General features: G+C 63.1%; 13 protein-coding genes. 4 read left to right on the forward strand and 9 right to left on the reverse strand.

Annotation, left to right across the window (positions count from 1 at the left end; translation table 11 throughout):
• Positions 1-6: 6 nt before the first annotated feature.
• Positions 7-969: a YihY/virulence factor BrkB family protein gene (locus BH95_RS03540; protein ID WP_037180968.1), complete on the reverse strand. Its 963-nt coding sequence runs from the start codon at positions 967-969 to the stop codon at positions 7-9.
• Positions 969-1,514, reverse strand: coding sequence for a CsbD family protein (locus BH95_RS03545; RefSeq protein WP_019664865.1), 546 nt, complete (start codon positions 1,512-1,514; stop codon positions 969-971). Before BH95_RS03545 ends, BH95_RS03540 begins: the two co-directional genes overlap by 1 nt.
• A 312-nt stretch (positions 1,515-1,826) precedes the next feature.
• On the opposite strand from BH95_RS03545, the gene BH95_RS03550 reads away from it, so the two are divergent.
• The gene (locus BH95_RS03550; protein WP_230593896.1) at positions 1,827-2,531 is read left to right on the forward strand and encodes a GAF and ANTAR domain-containing protein; all 705 of its coding nucleotides are present in this window, start codon (positions 1,827-1,829) and stop codon (positions 2,529-2,531) included.
• Positions 2,532-2,551: 20 nt separating this feature from the next.
• Positions 2,552-2,887, forward strand: coding sequence for a DUF1905 domain-containing protein (locus BH95_RS03555; RefSeq protein WP_037158166.1), 336 nt, complete (start codon positions 2,552-2,554; stop codon positions 2,885-2,887).
• On the opposite strand, the gene BH95_RS03560 is transcribed toward BH95_RS03555, so the two are convergent.
• From BH95_RS03560 to BH95_RS03590, 7 genes are all read right to left on the reverse strand, one after another.
• Positions 2,859-4,157 carry a dicarboxylate/amino acid:cation symporter gene (locus BH95_RS03560; protein ID WP_020111756.1) on the reverse strand — a complete coding sequence of 433 codons (1,299 nt, stop codon included), beginning with the start codon at positions 4,155-4,157 and terminating at the stop codon, positions 2,859-2,861. The genes BH95_RS03555 and BH95_RS03560 overlap by 29 nt on opposite strands.
• Positions 4,158-4,268: 111 nt before the next feature.
• Positions 4,269-5,414, reverse strand: a complete 1,146-nt coding sequence (locus tag BH95_RS03565) for an NAD(P)/FAD-dependent oxidoreductase (protein WP_037180970.1) — start codon at positions 5,412-5,414, stop codon at positions 4,269-4,271.
• Entirely contained in the window at positions 5,411-5,608 is a 198-nt protein-coding gene (locus tag BH95_RS03570) for a ferredoxin (RefSeq protein WP_019664872.1), read from the reverse strand. Before BH95_RS03570 ends, BH95_RS03565 begins: the two co-directional genes overlap by 4 nt.
• On the reverse strand, positions 5,605-6,807 hold the full coding sequence (locus BH95_RS03575; protein WP_037180973.1) for a cytochrome P450: 1,203 nt from the start codon (positions 6,805-6,807) through the stop codon (positions 5,605-5,607). The genes BH95_RS03570 and BH95_RS03575 overlap by 4 nt, the downstream gene beginning before the upstream one ends.
• A complete protein-coding gene (gene mhpA, locus BH95_RS03580) occupies positions 6,797-8,341 on the reverse strand; it encodes a bifunctional 3-(3-hydroxy-phenyl)propionate/3-hydroxycinnamic acid hydroxylase MhpA (protein ID WP_037180975.1) in 1,545 nt (514 codons plus the stop codon). Before mhpA ends, BH95_RS03575 begins: the two co-directional genes overlap by 11 nt.
• Positions 8,334-9,269 (reverse strand): fumarylacetoacetate hydrolase family protein, encoded by a 936-nt coding sequence (locus BH95_RS03585; protein WP_026347751.1) that lies wholly within the window; start codon positions 9,267-9,269, stop codon positions 8,334-8,336. Before BH95_RS03585 ends, mhpA begins: the two co-directional genes overlap by 8 nt.
• Complete coding sequence (locus BH95_RS03590; protein WP_037180976.1) at positions 9,266-10,390, reverse strand: VOC family protein; 1,125 nt, start codon at positions 10,388-10,390, stop codon at positions 9,266-9,268. The genes BH95_RS03585 and BH95_RS03590 overlap by 4 nt, the downstream gene beginning before the upstream one ends.
• A gap of 144 nt (positions 10,391-10,534) precedes the next feature.
• On the opposite strand from BH95_RS03590, the gene BH95_RS03595 reads away from it, so the two are divergent.
• On the forward strand, positions 10,535-11,176 hold the full coding sequence (locus tag BH95_RS03595) for a TetR/AcrR family transcriptional regulator (RefSeq protein WP_244164795.1): 642 nt from the start codon (positions 10,535-10,537) through the stop codon (positions 11,174-11,176).
• Positions 11,177-11,872: 696 nt separating this feature from the next.
• A complete protein-coding gene (locus BH95_RS03605) occupies positions 11,873-13,204 on the forward strand; it encodes an MFS transporter (RefSeq protein ID WP_052059949.1) in 1,332 nt (443 codons plus the stop codon).
• The last annotated feature ends 275 nt before the right edge of the window (positions 13,205-13,479 follow it).

The following is a 13,479-nucleotide window of genomic DNA, read 5'->3' on the forward strand; positions in this document are numbered from 1 at the left end:
CGCGATTCAGTCGTTCTGCGGGTTGTCTTCGTAGGTGACGGTGATTTCCTGGAACCCTTTGTTGCGTTGAGCTTCCGCTTGCCCGGTGTACGAGTTCTTGTCGCCCTCGGTGAGTTCGACATTGTCGGTGAACGGTGTCAGCAGCGCGCGCGGATGAAGGTGGTCTACTCGAACTGCGTTGATCTCGATACAGATCACGATCAGAACCGACGCCACGTACAGAAAACCCAACAGCCCCAGCACGATTGCGAACACACCGTTGCTTGTGCTGACGTTGCCGACGACGTAACGGATGTAGATACCGCCGAAGGATTGCAGAGCCTGCCAGATCACCGCGGCTGCAACGGCTCCGAGCAGCACGTCGCGGACACTCAATGGCCGCGCGGTTCCGATACGGAACGCGGCAGCGAACACCGCACTGTTGAGCGCGATCGCGCCCAGGATCGCCGACACACCACCGGCGAAGCCGAACAGGCCGGACGACGCGACGACGTTCAGCACGGTTAAACCGATGATCGCGCTGCCGACGGTGCTGAGCAGCAGCAGCCCGCGCACTCGGGCGCGAATCGGGTCCGGCTGGTTGTTGCGCGGGACGGACCACGCAGTATTCAACGCGTGTTGCACCGCCAGTGACACCCCGAGACCGCCGTACAACGAGCCGGCCACACCGATCACGATTGCCGTGACGCCGCCACTGAGCCGGTCGGGCTCGCCGAGCTGGTCTCCGATGACCGGGATCTGACTCATCGCCGAGTCGAGGATGCGTTCCTGCAGATCGGGATTGCCCGCCAGCACGATGCCGAGCAGGGTGGTGAACAGCAGCAGCAGCGGGAACAGCGACAGAAACGCGTAGTAGGCGATCAATGCCGCCAGGTATCCGCCGCGGTCGTCGAGGAATTTGTAGACGACCGCGAGCGGGAACCCTGCTGCCGGGTGCTTGCGCTGGAACCCGTCGATGCGAGAGACCATCAGCGGTCGAAGAGGGACTTCGATTCGATGCTCCGCGCCAGTGCCCGCACTGCGCGAGTCGGCGCGGCCTTCAGCTGACGCTGACGACGGTTTCTCCTGGCAATGACGAACGCGATCGTCCCGGCGCCGATCACAGCGGCGACGACGGCCACGGTTCGAGGAGATGTCGCCGTGTCCACGACGCTGTCGACGTCGACCTCGCGGACCTTGGATGCTGCATTGTCGGCCAAGTCCGTGACCGACGCCTTGGCGTCGGCTGCGGTCGATGCCGCGGTGTCGGCGAGCGAGGAGGCTGCTTTGGTTGCCGAATCGGCCGCGTCGGATACGACGTCTGCTGCCTTGTCAGCGACCTCCGACGCCTTGTCGCCCAGTTCCTCGGCGCCGTCGGACACGGTGTCGGCGAGTTGATGGGCATTGCCCTTGGCCTTCTGCGCCGCCCCGCTACCGCGGAGTTCGTCGTCGCCGGTGGCGTTGCCGATGCGCTCCTTCGCATCACCGGCGAGTTCGTCGGCCTTGTGTTGCGCTTTGTCGATGAAGTCGGACATCAGGTTCCTCCATGTCGTTCGCGACGCCGCACAGCGTGTACGGCGTTCGAGGGTCGATCGGCCGGTGGGAACCGGCAGCTTTAAGTCGGTTCGAACGAAGAAAAACAAACGCGAAGAAGTAAGTGATCTGCGCCACACTACCTGCGAGCGATCCATGAAGCTCTCGGCCGCGAATTGATTGAAGAAAAAAGGTCCGACCAGTGTGTTTTGTACGCGACGCCACACGTTTGCCTCGGCACGACCCGTGCCAGAATCAGCTCCTCGATTCGACCTCCGATGTCGAATCCGAACAAGTACGGAAGTAGGTCGTCTGTGGGCGCGAAGTCGATAGTCGAAAGCTGGTCCGACATCAGACGGCCGAACAGCGGGTCCGACACCGATCGGACCTGCCAGAACATCGTCGACCTGGCCGTGGCGACCGTGGGATGCACGGGTGCGTCGATCACTGCGATGACCGACCGTGCCCGACCCATCATCGTCGCCGCGACCGATCCAGCGGTGATGCGCACAGCTCTGGAGGTCGCGTCGATCACCGGGTACTCGGCGACCGAGGCGGTCATCGACGGCCGAAGAGCCGTCGTGGTCGACGACATGGCCACCGAACCAGACCGTCCGGAGTATTCCCAGGAGATCTTGGCTCGTACCGGGGTGCGCTCGACAGCGAGCTTCCTACTGCTTCTCGACGACGTCGAGCTGGGCGTGATGACGTTCTACTCGACGGAACCACGCACGTTCACACACGACGTCCTGGATCGGTGTGCACGTTTCGCTGACCAGTCGGCCCTTCGGTTGGCATACGCCAGTGCACGGGAGCGGGCAGACCACCTGGCCTCCGCGCTTGTGCGTAGCCGTGAGATCGGCATCGCGATCGGAGTCGTCATGGCCACGGCCAAGGTGGATCGCGACGCTGCTTTCGACATGCTTCGTCGGGAGTCGTCGCTCACCAATCGCAAGCTGCACGAGATCGCGTCCGAGACCGCAAGAACAGGAGAAGTGCCGGGACTCCGCGTGCCGTGAACCGGTCGTACACTTCGGCCATGGACTGGGTCTTCGACGCCGAGGTGTTCCAGTGGCGCGGTCCCGCGCCGTTCTACTTCGCGGCCACTCCCGCGCACGTCGACGACTTTCTGCACGCTCACCTCGGTGAGCTGACCTACGGATGGGGCGTCATCCCCGCTCGGGTGAAGATCGGTGACACCGAAATCGAGACTTCTCTGATCCCGAAGGACGGTGCATACCTGGTGCCGTTGAAGGTCGCGCTACGCCGCCCAGAGGACATCGACGACGGTGACCACGTGGAAATTCACCTGTCCGTGGGGCGCTGTGAGCAACAGATCCCGGTGCTCAGTCGGCCTGATCCGCACGCGCCATGACGCCCTGGTAGTCGTCCAGATCTATTTCCTCCGCAATCACGGTCTTGGTCCCGTTGTAGACGTCGCGGTCGATCTCGTCGTCGGCGTTGGCAACGAGCATCGCCACGAACGTGTCACCGTTGACATTGAGGAAGGTACGGAAGATTCCGGCGAACCAATCGACTGCGATCAGCAGCCCGACGGCTTCGAACGGCAGGCCGAGCGAGGTGGCCAGGAACATCGCGACGACGGGAAATCCGCCCGGAACAGTGATGGTGCCCATGTTGAGGAGGATCGCCAATCCCATACCGAGGGCGATCTGTCCGATGCTCAGGTCGATGTTTCCGGCTTGCGCGAGGAACATCACCACGATCATGTAGTTCAGGACCGCGCCGTAGGAACCCATCGTCAGGCCGATGGACAGCGTGAAGTTGGCGACCTTCTGACTTACTCCCACCTTTTCGACAGTGTTCTTCAGCACCGTCGGGAAGGTGACGGCCGAACTCGTCGTCGTCACTGCGACGATGGTCTGCTCGGTGAGCTTGTTCGGCAGCTTCCATGGGCTGAGACGAGTTCGTGCTGCCACGACAGCGACGAACAGCGCGAACAGGACGATGACGCCGATGAGTGTCGTGCCCAGATACTTCAGCGCCGTCGAGACCACCGAGAAGCCGACGTCTCCTGCGAGAGCTGCCAGTAGACAGAACACGCCGATGGGGGCGATCACCATGACGAGACGGATCATCGTGAGGACGATCTGTTGAATCTGATCGAACAGCCTCAGGACGCCGGTGTCGCCGGTCTTGTTCACGTGGATGCGCAGTGCGATTCCGAACAGCAGCGAGAAGACGATGATCGGCACCATCGTCGCGGTGGACATCGCGTCGAACACGTTGGTGGACACGAAGTTCAGCAGCGTGTCCTGCCATCCGAGTGCTTCCCCCGCCGATTCCTCCAGGCTCGGGTCCAACTCTTGCGTGAACACCATTCCCGACCCCGGCCGCACGAGACTGCTGAGCACCCAAGCCAAGACAGCCGCAACGAACGAGAACCCGATCATCCACTTGAACGTTCGGAACGCGATCTTTCCGGTACCGGTGCCCGACATGGATCCGGTGGCGACGATGACCGATGCCATCACCAACGGAACGATGGACATCTGGATCAGACGGATGAACAGGTCTCCGATGAACTTCAGGTTCGCTGCCCACTCACCGACGAGCAGACCGAAGACAATGCCGCCGATCGCAGCGAGACCGATCTGTGCAGCGGGATGCCTCAAAGACTTCATGCCTCAAACTAAGACGAGCCCGCTACCGGGCCGTGACCGTCGTATTGCACTCGCATTACGGCCTCGAAGCGCGGCCGATTCCCGACGATGCGCCGGTCACGATTGCTGTCTTCATCCTTGCCCCTGTTCCGCCCGCGCGAGTGCGCGGAGCTTTCCCACTGACATGCGAAGCCCGTACGCCACCAGAGTCTTTCGACCGTCCGGGTGCGTCCAGCGCAGCAGGGCCGACCCGTCGTCCACCGAACCGGTGACAATTTCCGGTTCACCGACGAGTGGCAGCGGACCTACCGCCTTGATGGACAACCCGAGCACCTCGGTCCAGAAGTAGTCGTCGACCGGAGCGCACCGAGCGGCTGCTCCGAGCGCGGATGCTGCAGCAACCCTGCCCTGAGCCACAGCGTTGGACCAGAACGGTCCGCGTCGGGGATATCTCGACGGCTCCCGGAAGTACGTGACGTCGCCGGCAGCGAACACGTCGGGTACCGACGTCGAGCAGTCCTCTCCTATCCCCACACCGTCTCGATCCGCAACGCCGGTACCGTCGAGCCAGTCGGAGGCCGGCACCTCCCCCACACAACTGACAACGACATCGGCATGCAGCGCAGTGCGATCCGGCAGGACGATCCCGTCCACGGGACTGCCGGACAGCGTTACCGGCCCCGCAGGGCGCAGCATACTTCCGCTGTTCTCCGCCAGGCGCTCTTCGATGGCCGCAGCAAGGAAGCTTCCGAGAACTCGCTCCAGAGGAGGATCCACGTCGACGACGGTTGTCTCGATAGTGCGTCGGACGCACGCCGAGGCGATTTCCATTCCGAGGAAGCCTGCGCCGACGATGATCGCCGACGATGCCGCGTCCAGCCGGGAACGCAGGACCCGTGCGTCGTCATGGGTTCTGACGACCAGTTCCCCCGCTTGGCCGACCCGAGCCAGGCGTCGAGCATCGGCGCCTGTCGCGACGACGAGTGTGCCGTACTCGACGTCGGTTCCGTCCGAGAGAGCAACGGTCTTTCGGTCTGGGTTCAACCGTATTGCAGCAGAGTTCAGTTCGGTGATGTCCAAGTCGGACAGATCCCACCGGGCCGACGTGCCGCTGCCGTAGTTCAGGACGTGCTTGGAGAGCGGCGGCCGTGAGTACGACCCGTCCGGATCCCCACCGATCATGACGATGTCCCCGTCGTGACCGAGGGCTCGGAGCTCACGGGCGGCCGCGCAACCGGCTGTCGACCGACCGACGACGACAATCGGAGCTGCGTTCATTTCTGTTCGCGCAGCGCGGCCACCGGGCAGGCGCCGATCGCGGACCGCACCGCAGCGACCTGCTCCTCGGGCACGTCCTGGTGGTCGTACGCGTAGTGCAGTTCGCCGTCGTCGTCGAGGCTGAACACCTCGTGTGCGGCCTCTTCACACAGTCCGTGGCCTTCACAGCGATCCCAGTCGACGTCGATCCTCATACTTGCTCTCCCCTGCTCGGTACCAGCTCGAGCGGTAGCCGTTCGAGCCGGTGAATGATGTTGTTGACGGCCCACTTCGGCTCTCCGGTCAGTTCGATTCGTTCGACCCGACGCGCCAGCGCCTGCAGCATCGATCGTGCTTCCAACCGTGCCAAACCCTGGCCGGCGCAACCGTGCACGCCGGACCCGAAGCCGAGCTGCCGAGCAGCATCGCGGGTGATGTCGAACGAGTCGGGTCGATCCCATTCGGCAGCATCACGGTTGGCCGAGGCGTAGATCACCAACAGGCGGCTCCCACGCGGAATCGGAACTCCACCGATGTCGACGTCGCGCGCTGCTTTGCGCGAGAACGCGCGTAGCGGCGACTCGAACCGGACCACCTCGTTGACGGCGCCTGGGATGAGCGTGGGGTCGGCCCGCGCCGCCTGCCACTGCTCCGGGTGCTGCGAGAACAGGTACAGCGCACTCGAGATGGCTCCGATGGTGGTGTCCAGAGATGGCGCCATGTAATCCACCATCAACGCAGGGCACGCCTTCGGGTCGATCGTGCCCTCGTCGGCGGCAGTGAGCACATCGCCGCCCATGCTTCCTTCCAGCACCGATCTGTTCTTCACGACGCGACGTGCGAACGCCATCATTTCCGCCACGGCCTTCGCAGCACCGACCGACCGGCAATTCACCGGTCCCATTGCGTCGAATGTCGCTCCGGCCCAGCGCAACAGCTCCTCGCGGCCGTCCTCCGGCCATCCGACCAGATCGGGAACGACCGACAGCGGAAGGACCGTCGCCAAGTCCTCGACCCCATCGACGTCCAGCATCGACATCGCTCGATCGACCACTCCGTCGGCGGCCTCCTCCACTGTCGTGGTCATCTTTCTCAGGGCTTTGGGGGTCATGCGGTGCGCCAGAACGGATCTCTTGGTCGCATGGTCGTCCGCGTCGCTGTTGAGCGTCGTGCCGTGCCCCAGGCGATTCGCGACGGCGTTGAGCGACACTCCGTCGCCGGAGATGAACGACTCGTCGTCCAGCAGCACCGCCTTGCAGTCCGCGTAACGCGATACGGCATAGACGCGTTGGTGCGGCAACCACACCGCAGGACCCAAGGCGCGCAGCCGCTGGTAGTGGGGATACGGGTCGACGATCGCGTCGACGTCGTAGATGTTCTGTCGGTATCGGGGGACCGACGAGTCAACGGTCACCGGAGCTCCTGACAATTCGATAGGCGCAATTCGGCAACCGAGTGTGCAGTGACGGCACCGACCGGCCTGCGGCCATCACGGTTCTGTCCGGCCGCACGATGGCAGCGTTGGCGCGGCGTCGATGCAGCCACATCCCGAGTTCCGAGGATTGCGGGACCTCCAGTGCGGTTGCGCCTCGGCGGACAACTTCCGTGTTCTGCTCGCGGGTGAGCGGTGTGGTGGAGACGAACAGGAAGCACCCTGGGGCAACGTCGTCGACCCTCCTCCCGCGATCGACGACGGCGTTGGGACACAGCGATCCGGCGAGCCCACGCGACAATACTTTTCGCGTAACGAAATTGGAGGGCGACAGGCGCGGCGAGGTACTGTCGGTCACCTGTGCTCCGATCATGGGTAGGTGTCCGAGGACGGGCGCGACGGACTTGCGCACGGCGTCGGTGATCGCTCCCCCACCGGTCATTGCCCTCCCGATTGCCACGGCCAATCGAATCGACGACGTCACGTGAGGTTTGCGCTCCGCTTCGTAGGAGTCGAGAGTGTCGTCGGCGAAGGATCCGTTCATGACGCCTACCAGTTTCCAGACCAGGTTCATCGCGTCGCGCACACCCGCGCCCATGCCCTGCCCGATGAACGGCGGCGTCAGGTGCGCTGCGTCGCCGAGCACGAAGATGCGACGATCGCGCCACCGGTCGACCACTCGGGCACGGAAGGTGTACTCGGTGGATCTGATCAGGTGCAGTGCGTCCCGATCCGCAGTACCTAGCCATGGCGTCAGCAGAGGGCGGACACTGTCGAGATCATCGAAATCGTCGGCAGTTTCGGTGTCGCGGAGCCGGAATTCCCACCGATGACGGGTGTGGCCGATACGCATGTAGGTTGCGGCGCGTTCGGTGTCGCACACCTGGTGCACACCCTCCCACAAATCGAGCTCGGGCTCGGTGGCGATGTCGATCACCAGCCATCGTTGCTCGAAGCCGAGGTCGAGCATTCTCGATCCGATCGATGACCGCACGGTGCTGTTCGCTCCGTCGCATCCGAGTACATAGTCCGCGGTGACGGCACAGCGTTCTCCAGTGCGTGTATCGAGGTATGTCACGACGCAGTGGTCCCGCCTGTTCGCGACGTCGACGACGGTGCAGCCGCCTGCCATGTGGACGCCGGCGAGCGAGGACAGCCGCGACCGCATGAGATGCTCGAGGTCGGGTTGATCGAACATGTTGGCCTGCGGAAAGCCGTGCGGCCTGAGGTCGGGGTCTCGATCGAACACTGCGAGCGTCGTGAGGCGTCGGTCGACCAACTGCAACCCGCGGGCCGGTCTGGAGATCGCCGCGAACTCTTCGGCCAACCCGAGGCCACCGAGTATTCGGCAGACCTCGTCGTCCATGTGCACCGCCCGAGGCTGCGGGTACACACCCTCCCAGCGGTCCATAATGGAACAGCTGATTCCGTACTGCGCCAACAACAGTGCGGCCGTCATCCCGGTGGGCCCCGAGCCGATGATCACGACCGGGTGGTGATCGACGGACTCAGGCATACCGAACCCTGGTCCGTTGAATGCCGAGATCGAGTGCCCCATCGGGTGTCGACACGGCCAGTTCCAGCACATCGCCGTCCTGCAGATACGACGGGTTGGACGACTGTTTCTTGAAGAAGATCTTCCATTTGAGTGCGGGAGGGAGGAGCGAGCCGATGATCTCGATCGGTTTGGCGGGCGCCGTCAGCGCTGTCCCGCCTGGAGTGCCCGTCAGCAAGAGATCACCCGGGTCCATACGCTGAAATCGTGTCAACGTTCGCAACGTGTCCAACGGGTGGTAGATCATGTCCGCGACCGTGCTGTTCTGCCGTACTTCACCGTTCACGCGCAGGGTGAGGCAGAGATCGGTGAAGCGGCTGAAGTCGCCCGCCTCGAGGAGCAGCAACACCGGTCCGGCGGGCGTGAACGTGGGGTACGACTTTCCCTCGTAGAACTGAGTTTTTGGCAGTTGTACGTCCCGGGCGGACACATCGTTGGTGATGACGAGAGCTGCAATGTAGTCGGCCATGTTGTTCTCGTCGAGTGCCGTGCCCACGGTCATCGATGCGCCGAAGACGAGCCCGATCTCGATCTCGTAATCGAGCAGTTGCACATGCGCGGGCTTGACGATGTCGTCTGCCGGACCACTGATGGACCCCGATGCCTTGCGGAAGAACGTCAGCGGCACCGTCTCCGGGTTCATCCCCGAATCCCTCACGTGTGTCACGTAATTGGTCATCTGCGCGACGACCCTGCACGGCGCGGTCACCGGTGAGACCAGCGCCAGACCCTCCACCGACGCGGTCGCCGAACCGCGGCGTGCGGCGTCGATCGCGGCCCGGTCGGCAAGGAGCTCGGCTGTCGTCACCGCGTCGGTGTCGACTCGGACGGCGCCGCCTGGCGTGTGCACCCACCAGGCGTCGACGGTACGGAGAATCGAAACAGTCATGAGTTGGCTACTTTCAGCAGGCCCCGCAAGCGCTGGGCGTCGAATTCGTTGTCGTGTCGTAGCGACGAGATGATCGACCGCAGTTCCCCCAACGATTGCCGTCCGGGCGCGATGCCGAGGAAATCTCGTGTTGCCGGCGGTCCCCATTGGGCGAGGCCCGACGCCGTCATCGGGGCCCAACCGGGTTCGAGCGAGCTGTCGAACAGGTCGCCGTCGCTGAAGTGCTCGACCAGGAAACCGTCGGGATCGCGCCAATAATCGAAGATCTGGCTTCCCTGGATGTGTCGGCCGATCCCCCACGAGTGGCGGTAGCCGCGTTCGGTCAGGAACTCGCTTCCCGCGGCGATAGCGTCGAGATCACACACCTGGTAGGCCGAGTGCACGTATCGATCCGAGGGTCCCAGTGTCATCGCCACGGTGTGGTGGTCGGTCGGGGTGTCGCCGCGGTCGCAGCGGATGAAGCTCATCACCGGTCCACGTTCGCGCTGATTCTCGTAGAAGAGAAAGTCACTCACGATGAGCCCGAGGTGTTCCAGGTACCAGTTCAGGTTTTCGAGATATCGAGTGCGCGAGAGGACGACGTGACCGATGCGCTCGACGAGCGCTGGTTCATGGGGAGTTCGGCACGTCGCGTTGACGCGAGTACGACTCCCGCCGTCGTTGTGGGGGTGGATGCGCTGGCCGGTCAGCGCAGGAAGAGCCCGGGTGCCGGCGACCACGCGTACCGGTTGTCCGCTCGGATCGTGGAGAGTGACCCCGATACCGCCGATGCTCTCGTGCAGTCGATCGACCCGACGTCCGGTTGCCTTGCCCAGCCGAAGTACGTCGGACTCGTCGACGGCCTGGAACGCCGCGCCGACGAAGCGGGTTCGCGTGCCTCTGCGAATGACGACGCACGGCGAACCGCCTTGCGTGCCCCGAAGGTGGAGCTCCTGGGACGAACGATGGGTCACGGTGAACCCGAATGCCGACGCGAATGCCTCGGCACGGAGAAGGTCCGGTTTGCAGAATTCCAGCCAGGCGATGTCGTGAATTTTGACGATCGGATTTTTTGCCCGCCCCGGGTGCTCGCCTGGCAGCGCGCCCTGGTCGACGTGCATGTCCTTGTGCGCGTCCGTCATCGTTGTTCCCTCCCTCGTCCACTTTCTGACGATATCGTCACCTATGAGTGAGCCGTCAGTCAAGGGTTCTGACTAAATCGTCAGCTATGAGGGTGGTCTAATGTGGCGACGGACATTCACGCGAAGAGGGGTGTGACCAGCAGAATGACCACTGCAGGAAACCGGCTCGAACGCCGCAAGGCTCGTACCCGCTCCGCGCTGATCACAGCTGCGCAGCGGTTCATCGCCGACGGTAAACCCAACGCGCCGATCCTGGAGATAACGCAAGCCGCCGACGTGGGAATGGGCTCGTTCTACAACCACTTCGACAGCAGAGACGAATTGTTCGCTGCCGCAGTCGAGAGCGCACTGGAGTCCCTCGGGGACTACCTGGATTCACTCACCGTCGAACTCAGCGACCCAGCGGAGATATTCGCACAGTCCTTCCGCATCACAGGACGGCTCTTTCGCCTGCAACCCGAGCTGAGCCGGGTTCTCGTCAACTCAGGACCATCCCTCATCGCCTCGACGAAGGGCCTGGCTCCGAGGGCCGCACGCGACATCGCCGCAGCTACCGAAGCCGGCAGATTCGTCGCCCCTGATACGGACCTCGCCATGGCGTTGGTCGCCGGATCCCTCCTCGGCCTCGGGCAACTACTCCTGCAGCAACCCGACCGCGACGACGCAGCCGCCGCCGACGCCATGACGGCTGGAATCCTTGTCTCACTCGGACTTTCACGCGCCGAGGCCGAAGAACTGTGCAGCCGGCCCATACCGTTGGGCGCTGCCGATCTCGACCAGCCCTGACCGTCGCGGTCTCGGGGGTGCGGAAACGCGACTCAGCCTCCCTGAACGTACGTCTCCACGTGAGCGCCGGTGACCACTCCGACATTCGGCACAAGTGCACCCCACCCCGAGCTGCATGTACCCGACGCCTGACCTGTCGGCCCGAACGAGCTGGTCGACGCGGTGTACGGCCCGACCGCGTAGAACGGGAAGGCATTGGGGATGCCATGAAGACCCCAGCATTCGATGCTGAGGAAATACTCTCTCCGGGGCGGAGCTCCGGTGTCGTGACAGGTTACCGATGCGCTGAAAGAGTCGTGCACGACGGCACAGTCCTGCGGGCCGGCAGACGCCACCCCGGAAGTCGAGATCGAAGCGGTGGCCAGACCGCACATGACGACGCTAACTCGTGCGGCTGCAATAAGTTTGCTTCTCATAGGTAGTAATTCGCCGGCGCGTGACACGCCGTTACGTCCGGAAGCAAGTAGTCAGCCCGCTGCACTTCTCGTCGCTCTCGACAAATGCAGGCAGTTCTCGCCCACATTGTGAACATATGGCAGTGATGCAGCCTACATCGCCGGCCATAGGCTTTCGTCACGCCGAAAAGCGGGGGCGAGTGTTCGGACCCCGACGTTCTCTGATCGGCGTTCTCGAAAGAATTCGGCGTCCACGCCGCCGTCGATGAAACGTCTACAGTCCCGCTTCGAGAGGAACCCCATGACCGGTGCAGCCGACGCTCGTATCGAGAGCCTGGAAAGAACTTCACCCGAGCGGGCGCGCACACGTCGAAAGGCGCTGATCGCCGGCGCAACGGGGAACATCGTCGAGTGGTTCGATTTCACAATTTACGGCTTCAGCGCCGCAGTTCTCGCCACAGTGTTCTTCCCTGCCGAGTTCGGCAGCGGCGCTCTGCTCGCCACCTTTGCACTCTACGGTGTCGCGTTCCTCGCCAGGCCCGCAGGCGGCGTGGTTTTCGGCAGGCTGGGCGACCGGTTCGGCCGCCGAGGATCCCTGTCCTTGGCAATTACGCTCATGGGTTGCTCGACAGCGGCTATCGGGCTTCTGCCGACCTACGCCTCCATCGGCGCTGCTGCCCCACTACTCCTGCTGGTCTGCAGATTGGTTCAGGGTTTCTCGGCCGGCGGCGAATACACCGGAGCAGCCACCTTCGTCGTCGAACACGCGCCATACCACCGTCGGGGACTTTACGCCGGAATCATTGCCGGTTCGTCCTTCGTCGGCAGCATTCTCGCGACAATCACGGTACTGACGTTCAATTCGGTTGGCACAGAGTACTTCCTGGACGGTGGGTGGCGTTGGCCGTTCATCATCGGAGGGGTTGTCGCAATTGCCGGCCTGTTCATGAGGCTTGCGGTCGACGAAACACCGGCTTTCACCGAGATGAAAGAAAAAGAAGCTCTTCTCACTCGCCCCCTGGCCGATCTGTTACGCAATCACTGGCGGTCTCTGGTCACTGCGTTCGTCTACTTCGCGTCGCTCGGTGTCGCTACTCATATGCTCATCGGTTACATGCCGACATTCCTGACACACGCTGCAGGAGTGTCGAGCACAGCTGCATTGATGCTGACGTCCGGTGCCCTGGTGCTCGCGGTTCCTCTGTACATCGCCTTCGGCGCAACTGTCGACCGGATAGGCAGGCGTCCCCTGGTCAGAATCGGAATGGTTGCATCGGTTCTTGTCGCGGTTCCCAGCTATGTTCTGATCGGCACGGGAAACATCGTCGCAATCGCAGGTGCGTTGATCGTCTTGGTTATCGTGCAATCCTTGCTTGCCTCAGCTCTTCTCGCGGTCCTCGAGATGATGCCGACGAATGCTCGATTCACGGGTACCGCACTGCCGTACAACCTTGCGTACGCGCTCTTTGCCGGTACCGCGCCTTTGGTATGCGAGACGCTGGTCAACTCCACGGGCAGCAACCTGTCGCCGGCGTTCTATGCAACCGCGGTCGCTTCGATTGCGCTTCCGGTCCTCTGGCGGGGCATACCGGAATCGAGAATCGCAGGGACGGACCGCCCTTTGCACAGCTGAGAAACCCAACGATGCAGTGGCACCTCCCGAAGCAATCGATCGAACCGGGACTCGACATATGTCGATGGTCCCGTGCCCAAGTCGCAACGCGCGGCCACTGTCCGTTCCGGTGGACACGCACCATGATGGGACCTGGGCGAAAGCACATGAAAGACATGCGTCATCGTTGCCATTACGGAGGAGACATCCGAAGAGGCGAAGACCGGGAGGTTGTGTGACGGAAACGTGGTACGCAGGAGGAAGAGTCGCGGACGGATCCGGTGTCGAACCATCCG

The organism is Rhodococcoides fascians A44A (genome assembly GCF_000760735.1).
In the GTDB taxonomy this organism is placed as follows: domain Bacteria; phylum Actinomycetota; class Actinomycetes; order Mycobacteriales; family Mycobacteriaceae; genus Rhodococcoides; species Rhodococcoides fascians_E.

Coding starts and splice junctions, on each gene's coding strand:
- BH95_RS03540 (WP_037180968.1), bottom strand. CDS start 969: ATGGTCTCTCGCATCGACGGGTTCCAGCGCAAGCACCCGGCAGCAGGG.
- BH95_RS03545 (WP_019664865.1), bottom strand. CDS start 1,514: ATGTCCGACTTCATCGACAAAGCGCAACACAAGGCCGACGAACTCGCC.
- BH95_RS03555 (WP_037158166.1), top strand. CDS start 2,552: ATGGACTGGGTCTTCGACGCCGAGGTGTTCCAGTGGCGCGGTCCCGCG.
- BH95_RS03560 (WP_020111756.1), bottom strand. CDS start 4,157: ATGAAGTCTTTGAGGCATCCCGCTGCACAGATCGGTCTCGCTGCGATC.
- BH95_RS03565 (WP_037180970.1), bottom strand. CDS start 5,414: ATGAACGCAGCTCCGATTGTCGTCGTCGGTCGGTCGACAGCCGGTTGC.
- BH95_RS03570 (WP_019664872.1), bottom strand. CDS start 5,608: ATGAGGATCGACGTCGACTGGGATCGCTGTGAAGGCCACGGACTGTGT.
- mhpA (WP_037180975.1), bottom strand. CDS start 8,341: ATGCCTGAGTCCGTCGATCACCACCCGGTCGTGATCATCGGCTCGGGG.
- BH95_RS03585 (WP_026347751.1), bottom strand. CDS start 9,269: ATGACTGTTTCGATTCTCCGTACCGTCGACGCCTGGTGGGTGCACACG.
- BH95_RS03590 (WP_037180976.1), bottom strand. CDS start 10,390: ATGACGGACGCGCACAAGGACATGCACGTCGACCAGGGCGCGCTGCCA.
- BH95_RS03595 (WP_244164795.1), top strand. CDS start 10,535: ATGACCACTGCAGGAAACCGGCTCGAACGCCGCAAGGCTCGTACCCGC.
- BH95_RS03605 (WP_052059949.1), top strand. CDS start 11,873: ATGACCGGTGCAGCCGACGCTCGTATCGAGAGCCTGGAAAGAACTTCA.